Below are 13,439 nucleotides of genomic sequence, written 5' to 3'. Positions count from 1 at the left end.
CAAAGCAGGCCAATATTGGGTTACCATCATTATTATTAAATATCCCGGTCAAAAAAATTAAGATAACCTTATACCTATGTCAATGAAATAATGCCAATGTTAGGGATAATATATTCCTATTATGTTTAAACTATTGTTAATAGCTTCGCAGCAAATTTTTGCAAGAGATATTCGATACACAAATAATTTCGGTACTTTAACTCAACTGATCCTGCTGCCCCTAACAATTTATGAAAGCAACCTATACCCGCCCACTTGCCAGAAAGATTCTTATTACCCTTCTTGCTTTTATCATCATCCTGTCAGTAGTCGCCTTATTTGTGCGTAGCTCTATAACCAACAAACTTGATGCTATTACCAAACTGGCAACCACCGATAACGGCGATCAGTCCCAACCCGAACAAGCCCTGGTTATGCTGCATAAAGCTGACAATGATTTTCAGGAATCACTAATCAGTTCCGATATAAGCTTAAAAACCGATTACAAAACCGAATTATCTCTTGCTTTTGGCAAAATTGATACCTTACTAAAAACACAAACAGACACCAATAATTTAAATTCACACCAAAGAGCCAATATAAGATCCTGGTACAGTAAAAAGCTGGCGTTATCAAACAGATTGCTTTTGCTAAGGCATAGTTTTGATTCTTTATTAACTATTTATTCAGGCTTCAGCGTACCTACTGTTGTAAACACCCACGTGCTAAGCAACCACTCTAATAAAGGCAAACAGGAGGTAAAAGTAAATTCAGATACCGTTAAAAAAGTCGCCCAGAAAAAAGGCTTGTTTAAACGATTAAAGGAAGCCATAGATAATAAACAAGCAAATACTCAAAGCATTGCCGAAATAAACCATAACAGGAACATTAAGGAAACGAGCTTAAATACCCAAAAAATAGTTGAGCAGAATAACATCATCACCTCCAATAAAAAGCTACAGCAACTAGAACAGCAAAACATAAAGCTGCTTGGCGCCCAAAGGCTGCTTATTGTACTTAATACCAGTATTATTAATGATTTGGATGGTATTATTAACGAGCTAAAAGATATTAATTACAAAATGGCCGATGAGTTTAAAAGTACGGCTATAAAATCATATCAGGAAAGCACCTCATTATTAAATACGTTGTATTTAGTAGCGCTATTTCTGGTGTTGGTGTTTGCCGCCTTATTAATTGTATTTATTGTACAGCTCGACAATTCAGAACTTGGATTGCGCAAAGAGATTGAACATTCGGTTAGCATGGCAGAGCAAAAAATGGAATTATTACACCATATGAGCCACGAGATCCGCAATCCGCTTACGGCCATAAGTGGTTTTCTGTACATCTTCAGCAAGCAAAATATGTCACCAAAACAAGTGGATATGCTGGAATCGATAAAGCTGTCATCAGATATGATGCTACGCACATTAACCGACACGCTTGATGCTGCAAAAATGGAAAGCAGCGAACTAAAAATTAACAGCGAGCCTTTTAACCCCGACTATACCCTAAAAAAGGTGGTGGAAAGTATGATATTTAGCGCCATAAGAAAGAAACTGTCACTTGAGTATGTTTATACGGGCGATAAAGACATGGTGCTGATGGGCGATAGTCTCAGGCTTAAACAAATTGTAATAAACTTAGTAAGTAACGCCATAAAATACACCAGCGAAGGCAGCATTACAGTAAAAGCATATGGTAACGATGATGGTTTGCGTGTAGAAGTGATAGATACCGGCCACGGTATTAGTCAGGAACAACAAGTTAACCTATTTTCAAAGTATTATCAAACCAACTCAGCAAAAGGGCAAATAGGCACCGGCCTTGGCTTATTTATTTGTAAACAATTAGTTAAGCTGCAGGGAGGCAAAATAAACGTAAAAAGCAACCCGGGTGCCGGTTCTGTATTTACTTTTTCCATACCTTACCCAAAAGCGGCCAGCGGCACTGTTATTAAGCCGGAGAAGAATCAAACCACATCGTTGGTAAACGGCAAAAGCATACTCGCGGTAGACGATAACCCGCTAAACCTGCTGTTCTTAAAAAGAATAACAGAGAAATGGAACATTATATTTTACCAGGCAGCCAGTGGAATGGAAGCACTTGACATTCTTTCAAAAAATGAAATAAGTGTTGTATTAACCGACCTTCAGATGCCTGAAATGGATGGACGAATGTTATTAGGCAAAATAAAAACCCTAAATGAGTCATCAAACAGGATCCCGGTAATTGTTATTAGCGGCGCAAATATGATAGCAGATAAGGAAAGCATGCTAAAATTGGGTTTCGATGGTATAATTAGCAAACCTTTTAATGAAACAGATTTATTAAACCAGGTAACTGCCGTATTAACTAAAACCAAAGCGACGGACGGCGTATAAATATTGGGTTGATTGAGTTCAATAGGTTAAACTATCGTTATTGTGAAGGTAAAATTGTCTGAACCTGAATTTTTAGAATTAAAGAATTACCTGAATTCTAAACATTCAACAAATTCCCTAAATTCGAGTTCAGACAATTTCTCTACACCCAATCACCGCTTTACAAAGCAGGCCAATATTTAGTTTCATCATTTATTATTAAATAAATAGCCGGGCCAAGTACCCATATTAATTAAATAATGCCAATGTCAGGAACGTAATATTCCTATTACATTTAAACTGTTATTTATATCTTTACAATAATTTTTTTGTGAGAGATTTCCGAGGTACAAACAATTTCGGTACTTGAACCCCACTGATCTTGTTGCCCTGAACAATTTATGAAAGTAACGTATACACGACCTCTTGCCAGAAAGATCCTTATTGCCCTCCTTACTTTTATCATCATTCTATCAGTAGTTGCCATTTTTGTTCGTAGCTCTATAACCAGCAAACTTGATGTTATCACCAAACTGACAAACACCGTTAACAGCGATCAATCCCAACCCGAAAAAGCACTGGTAATACTGCATAAAGCTGATAATGATTTTCAAGAATCGCTAATTAGCAGCGATACAAGTTTAAAAGCCGAGTATAAAACCGAATTATCCCTTGCTTTTGGTAAAATTGATACCATACTAAAAACACAAACAGACACCGATAATTTAAATTTACATCAAAGAGGTAAAATAAAATATTGGTACGGTGAAAAACTGGCATTATCAAACAGATTGCTTTTGCTAAGGCATGGTTTTGATTCTTTATTAACTACTTATTCAGGTTTCAGCGTACCTACTGTTGTAAACACCCACGTGCTAAGCAACAATTTTAAAAAGGATAAAAAGGATGTAAAGGTAAGTTCAGATACCGTTAAAAAAGCCATTCAGAAAAAAGGCTTGCTTGTGAGGTTAAAAGAAGCTATCAGTAATAAACAAGCAAATCCGCAAGGCATTATCGAAATAAACCATTATAGAAACAGCAAGGAAACGAGCCTAACTACCCGAAAAATAGTTAAACAGAAAATCATCGCCTACAATAAACAACTACAGCAGCTACAACTGCAGAATATAAAGCTGCTTGGCGCCCAAAGGCAGCTTATTATACTTAATACCAGTATTATTAATGCTTTAGATGGCATCATTAACGAGCTAAAAGAAATTAATTACAAAATGGCCGATGATTTTAAAAGTACGGCCATAAAATCATATCAGGAAAGCACCTCACTATTAAATACGCTGTATTTGGTAGCGCTATTCCTGGTATTGATGTTTGCCGCGTTATTAATTGTATTTATTGTACAGCTCGGCAATTCAGAACTTGGACTGCGAAATGAGATTGAACGTTCAGTTAGTATGGCAGAGCAAAAAATGGAACTATTGCACCACATGAGTCACGAGATCCGTAATCCGCTTACGGCCATAAGCGGTTTCCTGTATATATTCAGCAAGCAAAACATGTCGCCCAAACAGGTGGATATGCTGGAATCAATAAAGCTGTCATCGGATATGATGCTACGCACATTAACCGATACGCTTGATGCTGCAAAAATGGAAAGCAGCGAACTAAAGATTAACAGTGAGCCTTTTAACCCCGACTATACCCTAAAAAAAGTGGTGGAAAGCATGATGTTTAGTGCTATAAGAAAGAAACTGTCACTTGAATATGTCTTTACGGGCGATAAAGATATGGTGCTGATGGGCGATAGTTTCAGGCTTAAGCAAATTGTAATAAACCTGGTAAGTAACGCCATAAAATATACCAGCGAAGGTAGCATTACAGTAAAAGCATATGGTAAAGATGATGGTTTACGTGTAGAGGTGATAGATACCGGCCATGGTATTAGTCAGGAGCAACAGGCTAACCTGTTTTCAAAATATTATCAAACCAACTCAGCAAAAGGGCAATTGGGCACTGGCCTTGGCTTATTTATTTGCAAACAATTAGTCAAGCTGCAGGGGGGCAGAATAAACGTAAAAAGCAATCCCGGCGCCGGCGCTATATTTACGTTTTTCATACCTTATCCAAAAGCCGCCAGCGGTACTGTTATTAAAAAGGATAAGAATCAAACAACATCGTTAGTAAACGGCAAAAGCATACTCGCGATAGACGATAACCCACTAAACCTGCTGTTTTTGAAAAGAATAACAGAGAAATGGAACATTATATTTCACCAGGCAGCCAATGGAACTGAAGCACTTGATATCATTTCAAAAAATGAAATAAGTGTAGTACTAACCGACCTTCAGATACTCGAAATGGATGGACAAATCTTATTAGACAAGGTAAAACCCCTAAATGGGTCGTCAAACAGGATCCCGGTAATTGTTATTAGCGGTGCAAACATGACAGCAGATAAGGAAAGCATGCTAAAAATGGGTTTCGACGGCATTATTAGTAAACCTTTTAATGAAAAGGATTTATTAAACCAGGTAACCGCCGTATTAAACTTGGATTGATTGGGTTACCATGTCATTGCGAGGAACGAAGCAATCGCACGGAGAAAAGCCGCCTTGCAAAGTTCGCGATTGCTTCGTTCCTCGCAATGGCAAGATGAAGAGTTTGATGTCACGGATATTTATCGTCGTTGCAATGGTGTGGCAATCGCACGGAGAAAAGCCACCTTACATGGTTCGCGATTGCTTCGTTCCTCGCAATGACAATTTATTTTTCTCCGCCCAATCAACTAATTCCAACTCCCCCAAACAATTGTGACAATCCCAAAACTATCTATTTACATCAATAGTTTTAACTTCGCACAGCAAACATTGTAAAATAATGAAGTTTATCTGCCTCTCCCTAATTGTTTTGTTAACTGGAACTGTGGCCCATGCCCAGAAATGGAATGTAGAAACGCCTCCCGGCCCATCAAAAAAAGTAACCCTTACACTTAACGAGGGTACCTGGATGGATCTGGATGTTAGCCCCGATGGTAAAACAATTGTTTTTGATTTACTGGGCGATATTTATAGCATGCCGGTAACAGGTGGTAAAGCAACTTTGCTGGCAGGCGGTAAGGCATGGGAAATACAGCCTCGCTTTAGTCCGGATGGCAAGCAAATATCCTATACCAGCGATAAAGAGGGTGGCGACAATATTTGGGTAATGAATGCCGACGGTGGTGATAAACACTCCGTTACCAAAGAAACTTTCAGACTACTGAACAATGCTGTTTGGACACCCGACGGGCAAAACCTGGTGGCTCGCAAACACTTTACCAACACCCGCTCCTTAGGTGCAGGCGAACTTTGGCTATACAACAAAGCCGGTGGCGATGGCATACAATTAACCAAACGCAAAAACGACGAGCAGGATGCGGGTGAACCCACCGCGTCGCCAGATGGCAAATATATTTATTGGAGCGAGGATGTTACCCCCGGCCCAAACTTTCAATACAATAAAGACCCGAACAAAGGCATCTACGCCATAAAAAGATTGAACCGCGAAACAGGGGACATCAATACTGTATCCAGCGGCACAGGTGGTGCCTGCCGCCCGCAAATATCACCGGATGGTAAACTGATGGCTTTTGTAAAGCGTGTCCGTTTAAAATCGGTAATATTCCTGCATAACCTGGAAACCGGCGAAGAATGGCCGGTATACGATGACCTGTCGCACGATCAGCAGGAAACCTGGGCCATATTTGGTGTATACCCTAATTTCGCATGGACCCCGGATAGTAAAAACCTGATTTTTTATGCTAAAGGTAAGATCTGGAATCTGGACGTCAACGTCTTAAATACCACACCTATCCCCTTCGAGGTTACATCAACCCAAAACATAACCGAAGCGCTGCATTATCAGCAAAAGGTTTTTCAGGATGAGTTTACCGTTAAAATGATCCGCGAACTAACCACTTCGCCCGATGGTAAACAGGTTGCGTTTAATGCGGCTGGTTATATCTACCTAAAAACATTACCTAATGGCGTACCCACCCGTATCACTACTACCAACGATTTTGAGTATTCGCCCGATTTTAGTCCCGATGGCAAATCAATCGTATATATAGATTGGAGCGATGAATTAAAAGGTTCGGTTAATATCTACAACATCGCTACCAAAACCGCTACCCGCTTAACAACCGACAAAGGTTTTTACTACACACCAAAAATCTCCAATAAAGGCGATAAAATAATCTTCCGCAAAGGCGAAGGTAATGAGGTTCTAGGTTTTGCCTTCGGCGAGAACCCAGGCATTTATGTGATGCCGATAACTGGCGGAGTCCCGCAATTGATCATCAATAACGGCATCAACCCGCAGTTTTCTACCGACGATTCCAAAATTTATTATCAAAGCACCGATGGTGATAAAAAAACATTTCGTGTGATGGATATTACCGGCGCTAATCAGCGTACGCTTTATACATCTACCTATGCCACTCAGTTTAACCCGAGCCCTGATGGTAAATGGATGGCTTTTACCGAGCTGTTTAACTGTTACATTACACCAATGGTAAGCACCGGTAACCCGCAGGATCTTTCAGCGGCAAACAAAGCTATCCCGCTAACCAAGCTTACCCGCGATGCAGGCACTTACATACAATGGAGCAAGGATAGCCAAAAACTAATGTGGACACTCGGCCCACGCTATTATACCAAAACCGTTGCCAGCGGCGATACTACAGGGATTGACATCGGCCTGAAATTGAAAACCGATGTACCTGATGGCAAAATAGCCTTCACCAACGCCCGTATCATCACCATGAAAGATGATAACGAAGTGATAGAGCAGGGGAATATTATCATCGATCATAATAAAATTGTAGCCATTGGTAAAGCTGCCAATGTACCTGTACCGGCTGACGCCAAAGTATTTGACGCGACAGGCAAAACCATTATGCCGGGTATTGTTGATGTGCATGCGCATTTACATCCCAGTGTTGATGGCGTATCTCCGCAACAGGATTGGAACTATTATGCCAACCTTTCCTACGGGGTAACCACTGCTCATGACCCATCTACTAATACCGAGATGGTATTTAGTCAATCCGAAATGCTGAAGGCTGGCAATATGGTTGGCCCTCGTGTCTATTCCACCGGTACAATTCTTTATGGTGCCGATGGGGATTTTAAAGCGGTAATTAATAGTTTGGATGATGCCCGATCAAATCTGCGTCGCTTAAAAGCCGTGGGCGCATTCTCTGTAAAAAGCTATAACCAGCCCCGCCGTGAGCAGCGCCAGGAAATTATTGCCGCCGCCCGCGAATTGCAAATGGAAGTAGTACCGGAGGGTGGTTCAACATTCTTCACCAATATGAACATGATACTGGATGGCCATACCGGCATCGAGCATAATATACCTGTTTGGCCTGTTTATAAAGATGTTATTTCGTTTTGGAATGCCAGCAAATCTGGCTATACGCCAACGCTTATTGTTAGCTACGGCACGCAGTTTGGCGAGAATTTCTGGTACGATCGCACCGAGGTTTGGAAGGATGAGCATTTATTAAATTTTGTTCCTCAATATATTGTTGATGCCCGCTCCCGACGCAGGATGACCTCCGAATATGGCGATTATGGGCATATCGAAATATCAAAATATGTTAAGCAAATTGCCGATGGTGGCACAAGGGTGAATCTAGGCTCACACGGTCAGCTACAAGGCTTAGGCGCACATTGGGAAATGTGGATGCTGGCCCAGGGCGGTATGGCGCCAATGGATGTTTTGCGCTGCGCGACCATCAACGGCGCATCTTATTTAGGGATGGACAAAGAGATAGGCTCCCTAGAACCCGGCAAACTAGCCGACCTGATCGTGATGGATGACAACCCGCTAGACGATATCCGAAACACCGATAAAATTAAATATGTAATGGTTAACGGCCGCCTGTACGACTCCGACTCGATGAATGAAATAGGCAACCGTGAAAAACCACGCCTGCACTTCTGGTGGCAAATGGGTCGCGGCGATATGATAAGCCTGCCTGTTGATAATACGGAAACGTATTTGTACGGTACAGAGGATGGGGATTAGTCCATTTGCCATTGCGAGGAACGAAGCAATCGCACGTAGAAAAGCATTCATGCAAAGTTCGCGATTGCTTCCTACCTCGCAATGACATGAAATGAGTTTATATACTTTTCGTTACGAAAAAAAAATGTCATTCTGAGCACAGCGAAGAATCTGTACAGCAGTTTACCACCTTACAGTTTCTTCGCTGTGCCCAGAATGACAAAGTTCTAAGATTAAACCGTCTTAAGATTTATATCCTTCTTCTCCTCGTCTCCTTTACAATCAAACTCAGTTCCCTGCTCATCTGTCCCGCAATGGCAGTATTTTCCTGCGCCCTTCTAAACAGGTAAGGCAATACCGCTTTTATAGGCCCATAAGGCACATACTTGGCAACATTATAATTTGCATTGGCAAGGTTAAAACTCAAATTATCACTCATGCCCAACAGTTGCGAAAAATAAACATGTGGGTTTTTAGGGTCGACATTTTTATCGCTTAATAGCTCGGCAAGCAGCTGACAGCTTTGCTCATTATGCGTTCCGGCCACAAAAGCAATACGCTCAATATGATCTACACAAAACTTTAATGCAGCATTATAATCTTCATCCGCTGCTTCTTTATTAGGTTGTATGGGCGATGGGTAACCTTGCTCGGCAGCACGACGGCGTTCTTTTTCCATATATGCCCCGCGCACTATTTTAGCGCCTAAAATAAAGCCTTCGTCAACTGCCTGCTGATAATCATCTTTTATGGATTGCAGCTTATCGTGGCGGTACATTTGGTATGTGTTGTATACGATGGCTTTTTCCTTGTTAAAGCGGCTCATCATATCCAGCGCCAATAAGTCTATCGTTTTCTGGATCCAGGTTTCCTCGGCATCAACCATCACCGGGATGCTTAATTTATAGGCTTTATCACAAATATCCAGCACACGCTGCTGTACTTTCTTCCATTCTTCTTGCTCATCAGCAGTAAGCCCCTGTGCGGCATCTAGTTTTTCCAGTAGCGAGAACCTACCCACACCGGTAACCTTAAACACAGTAATTGGCACAGCTTTATCGCCTGATGCACGCTCAATGGTGCGGATGATCTCGTCGCGGGTATGATCGAAAACCTGCTCATCATCCTCGCCTTCTATCGAGTAATCTAAAATAGTTCCTACACCGCCTTTAGCTAAGTTTTTGATGGTATTACCGCATTCGGCAATGGTTTCTCCGCCGCAAAAATGATTGAAAATGGTTGCTTTTATTAATCCCTTAACCGGAAGGCCGATGTTAATAGCGAAATTGGTAATCGGTGGCCCGATCTTCACTAAAAAGTTAACATTGATGATTTTGAACAGCCAATAAGCACGTTTAAGCGCGTTATTGGACGAATGCCGAAACGCTATTTCGGTATTCTCGAACGAGAGGCTATCTTTTGAGGTCATATTAAAAACCGTTTCTGAACCGAAGAAAAATACCTCCAAACCAAAAACGTGGTTACAAATTTATAAAAGATAACTCATTATTTCTGCGAATAGTTTAATTTTGCCCTCCCATGATTGAATTTAAAGTAACAGGCGATTATATCCCGTTAATACAACTGCTTAAAGCAGCTGGTTTAGTACAAACCGGCGGCGAAGCCCAAATAGTTGTAACAGAGGGCGAAGTAAAATATAACGGACAAGTGGATTACCGCAAACGCCTCAAAGTAAAAAAAGGTGATGTTATCGAATTCAGGAATAACAAAATCGTGGTGATTTAATCTTATGGATACTATTCAAAGCATTGGCTACCCAATATATTTTTCTGATAGCCTTACCCAACTGGTAAATTTTATAAAACAAGGCAAATACTCACGCTTTTTTATTTTAACTGACGAAAATACAAGCGCGCAGTGTTTGCCATTATTGAAAGAAAAATTAGGCGATAATGAAGATGATTACGATCTGATAGAAATTAACGCCGGCGAAGAAAGCAAAGACATTGATTTTTGCATTGGTGTTTGGAAAATGTTAATTGATTTTGGCGCCGACCGCAAAAGCCTGATGGTAAACCTGGGTGGTGGCGTAGTGAGCGACCTCGGTGGTTTCGCGGCCTCTACCTTTAAACGTGGGATCGATTTCGTGCATGTGCCTACTACCCTGCTTTCACAGGTGGACGCCTCAGTTGGCGGTAAAACAGGTATCGACATTGATAGCATTAAAAATATCATCGGCACATTTACACAGCCGAAAGCGGTATTTATTGAATATGACTTCTTAAAAACTTTACCTGAAAGACAAATCCTATCCGGCTTAGCCGAAATGCTGAAGCATGGTTTAATTTGCGATGCTGATTACTGGGATCAGCTTAAAACAAGCGATCTTAAAAAACCGGCTGCCGAATTGATCTATCGCTCAATAGAAATAAAAAACAAAGTAGTTATTGAGGATCCTAAAGAAATGGGTATCCGCAAGAGTTTAAACTTTGGCCACACAGTTGGGCACGCGGTTGAAACTTATTCTTTATTAAACGATGGCAATAAAGCCCTATCCCATGGCGAGGCTATCGCTATCGGTATGATCTGCGAAGCTTATCTATCTCACAAAAAAATAGGCTTAAGTGCCGATTCGCTTACCGAGATTGTAAATGTCATCAATAAGTTATATCCTCGATATAATATACCGGAATCCATATTTGATGAGTTATACACTTACATGCAGAAGGATAAAAAGAATGAGGATGGCAAAATAAACTGTACGTTTTTACAGGAGATAGGCCAATACAGCATTGACAACATCTGCACAAAAGACGAACTTTACGAAAGCTTAAGGTATTACACATCATTATAATATGCCCCAATTAGATCATCGTGGATATGCCGCCGTAACGCTTGTAGCGCTATTGGTTATACTTACCATAGCCGAAATGTGGCTCAGCTACCGCGAGGATCGCAAATATTATGATAAGCGCGATACGCTTACCAACGTTTACCTTACCGTACTGGCTTTTATCATCAATGTGGTAGTAAAGTTTTCCACCTTCTTTTTATTAAATCTGGCATGGCAATACCGCCTGTTCGAAATTAAAAATGTTTGGATCTATTGGATCGTATTAGTTACCGCGCAGGACTTTTTATACTGGGTGCTGCACTCCGTGGGTCACTACTCACGCCTGTTTTGGGCGATGCATGTTACCCACCACTCCTCAGAGCATTTTAACCTGACAACAGGTTTCCGTTCTACCGTTTTCGAGCCTTTGTACAGGGTATTCTTTTACCTGCCGCTGGCCTTTATGGGTTTTAACGCGCTGGATATTTTGTACGCTTATTTAATTACCCAACTTTACGGCAATATTGTGCATACCCAATACAAAGTAAACTTACCTAAATGGTATGGCTGGATATTGGTAACACCATCTCATCACCGGGTTCATCATGCATCAAACATCCCTTACCTGGATAAAAACATGGGTATGGTTTTTATTATATGGGACAGGCTGTTCGGTACTTTCCGCGAAGAAGATGCGCCCGAACCTATCAAATACGGCTTAACCCATCAACCCGAAGATACCGGCCCGGTAAATATCCTTTTCCACGAGTGGAGAGCTTTATTGCACGATGTAAAGCAAGCGCCCGGCTTCAAAAATAAACTCCTGTACTTTGTGAAACCTCCCGGCTGGAGCCACGACGGCAGTACCCAAACCGCCAGAGTTTTACAACGAGAATGGAAGCAACAGCATCGGAATTCCAATTCTGCAAAAAGCAATGCTGCTTAATAATTAAAATTCATCGCCCATTCAAGCGTCCACGCTTGAATGCAAAAATTGTAAGCGTCCACGCTTACAATAAAAACAAAGCCGTACATTCATCCATCAATTAAACCTCGTCTATGATGGATCATGCACAGCTTATACAAAATTTCTATAATGCTTTTGCCGCTGGCGATGCCGAGGCAATGGTAAGTCTTTATACTGATGATATTGAATTTCAAGACCCTGCATTCGGCCCATTAAAAGGCAATAACGCCAAAAACATGTGGCGTATGCTATTAAAAACACCAGGGATTAAAATTTCAGCAGGTAATATAAAAGCTGATGATCAAACAGGCAGCACCGATTGGGTTGCAGAATACACCTTCAGCCTAACAGGCAGAAAAGTGACCAATCATGTCCACGCCGAATTCCTATTCAGCAATAGCAAAATAGTGAAGCATACCGATACCTTCAGTTTTTGGAAATGGGCAAGCCAGGCATTTGGATTGAAAGGTTTTTTGTTAGGTTGGACGCCCTTGATGAAAAACAAAGTAAGGCAGCGGGCATTAGCCCGGTTAAGCAAATTTCAATCCTGAAAATTATAATACATCGCCTATTCAAGTGTCCACACTTGAATACAAAAAACTGTAAGCGTCCACGCTTACATTAATAAATTATTTCCAAAGGACTTTCAGGATTAGCGCTACTATACCAAAATTCATGTGCCGAACCAACAAAACCTGCCCTTACCGGATTATTGTGAATATAATCTATCTTTTGATCAATAACAGCCGTAGTATAAAGCAATACCGGATAATTTCCATTTTGCCAAAATTGATGATTGGTATTTAATGGATTATATTTCCCTGCCTTTTCAAAAGCCTTAATAATCCAGTCGCGCCTGCTTTCCTGAGTATTATTGGCAATCATTTTAAATAACTCTTTGGATGTATACGTTTTAAAATGTCCTAAAACATCACCAAGCGAACCGCCAGTTACATTTGCAACCAAATGAATGTGGTTTGTCATTATTACATAAGCATAAATATTAAGCTTTTTGTGTTTCTGGCACCAGGCTAGATTTTCTATAATAAAGTCGTTATATAATCGTCGTGTAAAAACGTCTATCCAATTGGTTACTGTTAGGGTTACAAAGTAGAATTCGTCGGTTGAGGCATTGCGTGACATGAAATAAATATGGAGAATAATTTGTGATTTGGCAAAATGTATTTAGTGCGTAAGCATCGACGCTTACATTAATTGTGGCCATTTAGTTGTAAGCGTGGACGCTCACAACTAAATGAATTCAAGTGTGGACACTTGAATTGGCGGAGTAGCGGTAATATGTCGCACACTGTTATCAAATTTG

9 protein-coding genes are annotated in these 13,439 nt (G+C 40.9%); 7 read left to right on the top strand and 2 right to left on the bottom strand.

Translation table 11 applies throughout. The features are described from left to right. The first annotated feature begins 230 nt into the window (after nt 1-230). The 3 genes from GSQ74_RS13905 to GSQ74_RS13895 all read left to right on the top strand — a co-directional run bounded on the left by GSQ74_RS13905 (nt 231) and on the right by GSQ74_RS13895 (nt 8,375). Complete coding sequence (locus GSQ74_RS13905) at nt 231-2,366, top strand: hybrid sensor histidine kinase/response regulator (protein ID WP_158994268.1); 2,136 nt, start codon at nt 231-233, stop codon at nt 2,364-2,366. A 380-nt stretch (nt 2,367-2,746) separates the two neighbouring features. After that, a complete protein-coding gene (locus GSQ74_RS13900; RefSeq protein ID WP_158994266.1) occupies nt 2,747-4,861 on the top strand; it encodes a hybrid sensor histidine kinase/response regulator in 2,115 nt (704 codons plus the stop codon). A gap of 319 nt (nt 4,862-5,180) precedes the next feature. After that, nucleotides 5,181-8,375 carry an amidohydrolase family protein gene (locus tag GSQ74_RS13895; protein ID WP_158994264.1) on the top strand — a complete coding sequence of 1,065 codons (3,195 nt, stop codon included), beginning with the start codon at nt 5,181-5,183 and terminating at the stop codon, nt 8,373-8,375. A gap of 229 nt (nt 8,376-8,604) precedes the next feature. Here the strand turns inward: GSQ74_RS13895 and GSQ74_RS13890 are convergent, their stop codons facing one another. After that, complete coding sequence (locus GSQ74_RS13890) at nt 8,605-9,783, bottom strand: proline dehydrogenase family protein (protein WP_158994262.1); 1,179 nt, start codon at nt 9,781-9,783, stop codon at nt 8,605-8,607. Nucleotides 9,784-9,893: 110 nt separating this feature from the next. Between GSQ74_RS13890 and GSQ74_RS13885 the strand changes: the two genes are divergently transcribed. From GSQ74_RS13885 to GSQ74_RS13870, 4 genes are all read left to right on the top strand, one after another. Continuing rightward, complete coding sequence (locus GSQ74_RS13885; RefSeq protein ID WP_158994260.1) at nt 9,894-10,100, top strand: RNA-binding S4 domain-containing protein; 207 nt, start codon at nt 9,894-9,896, stop codon at nt 10,098-10,100. 4 nt (nt 10,101-10,104) lie between these two features. Beyond that, on the top strand, nt 10,105-11,169 hold the full coding sequence (aroB, locus tag GSQ74_RS13880) for a 3-dehydroquinate synthase (protein WP_158994258.1): 1,065 nt from the start codon (nt 10,105-10,107) through the stop codon (nt 11,167-11,169). Between the two features lies 1 nt (nt 11,170). Beyond that, nucleotides 11,171-12,094 (top strand): sterol desaturase family protein, encoded by a 924-nt coding sequence (locus GSQ74_RS13875; protein WP_158994256.1) that lies wholly within the window; start codon nt 11,171-11,173, stop codon nt 12,092-12,094. Nucleotides 12,095-12,207: 113 nt separating this feature from the next. Beyond that, the gene (locus GSQ74_RS13870) at nt 12,208-12,666 is read left to right on the top strand and encodes a nuclear transport factor 2 family protein (protein ID WP_158994254.1); all 459 of its coding nucleotides are present in this window, start codon (nt 12,208-12,210) and stop codon (nt 12,664-12,666) included. A gap of 70 nt (nt 12,667-12,736) precedes the next feature. Here the strand turns inward: GSQ74_RS13870 and GSQ74_RS13865 are convergent, their stop codons facing one another. Then, complete coding sequence (locus GSQ74_RS13865) at nt 12,737-13,258, bottom strand: transposase (protein WP_158994252.1); 522 nt, start codon at nt 13,256-13,258, stop codon at nt 12,737-12,739. Nucleotides 13,259-13,439: the final 181 nt, after the last annotated feature.

Origin of the sequence: Mucilaginibacter sp. L196 (assembly GCF_009765905.1) — a bacterium.
Lineage (GTDB): Bacteria > Bacteroidota > Bacteroidia > Sphingobacteriales > Sphingobacteriaceae > Mucilaginibacter.
This window is presented reverse-complemented; position numbering and strand designations above follow the sequence as displayed.

Excerpts from the sequence above, each read along its gene's own strand:
- GSQ74_RS13905 (WP_158994268.1), top strand. The coding sequence starts at position 231 with ATGAAAGCAACCTATACCCGCCCACTTGCCAGAAAGATTCTTATTACC.
- GSQ74_RS13900 (WP_158994266.1), top strand. The coding sequence starts at position 2,747 with ATGAAAGTAACGTATACACGACCTCTTGCCAGAAAGATCCTTATTGCC.
- GSQ74_RS13895 (WP_158994264.1), top strand. The coding sequence starts at position 5,181 with ATGAAGTTTATCTGCCTCTCCCTAATTGTTTTGTTAACTGGAACTGTG.
- GSQ74_RS13890 (WP_158994262.1), bottom strand. The coding sequence starts at position 9,783 with ATGACCTCAAAAGATAGCCTCTCGTTCGAGAATACCGAAATAGCGTTT.
- GSQ74_RS13885 (WP_158994260.1), top strand. The coding sequence starts at position 9,894 with ATGATTGAATTTAAAGTAACAGGCGATTATATCCCGTTAATACAACTG.
- aroB (WP_158994258.1), top strand. The coding sequence starts at position 10,105 with ATGGATACTATTCAAAGCATTGGCTACCCAATATATTTTTCTGATAGC.
- GSQ74_RS13875 (WP_158994256.1), top strand. The coding sequence starts at position 11,171 with ATGCCCCAATTAGATCATCGTGGATATGCCGCCGTAACGCTTGTAGCG.
- GSQ74_RS13870 (WP_158994254.1), top strand. The coding sequence starts at position 12,208 with ATGATGGATCATGCACAGCTTATACAAAATTTCTATAATGCTTTTGCC.
- GSQ74_RS13865 (WP_158994252.1), bottom strand. The coding sequence starts at position 13,258 with ATGTCACGCAATGCCTCAACCGACGAATTCTACTTTGTAACCCTAACA.